This window comes from Streptomyces murinus (assembly GCF_002154555.1).
Classification (GTDB): domain Bacteria; phylum Actinomycetota; class Actinomycetes; order Streptomycetales; family Streptomycetaceae; genus Streptomyces; species Streptomyces murinus.
In genome coordinates this window covers 245-582 of sequence record NZ_MUNF01000723.1, presented here as the reverse complement: position 1 = coordinate 582, position 338 = coordinate 245, and the positions used below count along the sequence as shown (strand labels likewise).

Annotated in this window: 1 protein-coding gene; it reads left to right on the top strand. The window is 77.2% G+C overall.

Features of this window, described 5'->3' with window-relative positions; genetic code table 11:
* Positions 1–9: 9 nt before the first annotated feature.
* Entirely contained in the window at positions 10–159 is a 150-nt protein-coding gene (locus CCN72_RS33900; RefSeq protein ID WP_267890907.1) for an ATP synthase subunit C, read from the top strand.
* Positions 160–338 lie beyond the last annotated feature (179 nt).

Genomic DNA, 338 nt, shown 5'->3' with positions numbered 1-338 from the left:
GGGGCCGCGATCGCCGTCGCCTACACGGGCGCCGCGGCGCTGGCCGCGCTGAGCGAACGGCCGGAGATGTTCGGCCGGGCGATGGTGATCGTCGGCCTGGCCGAGGGCATCGCGGTGTACGGGCTCGTGGTCGCGATCCTGCTGATCGGGAAGGCCTGACCATGGGTACCGTCGCCGCCATCGGCGCCCGCGCCGACGTGACCGGGCTGGCCCTGGCCGGGGTCGAGGTGCGGGTCGCGGAGGACGCGGAGGCGGTGCGCCGGGCGTGGCGGTCGCTGCCCGGCACGGTCACGCTGGTGGTCCTCACACGGGCGGCGGCGGGCGCTCTGGGGGCGGAG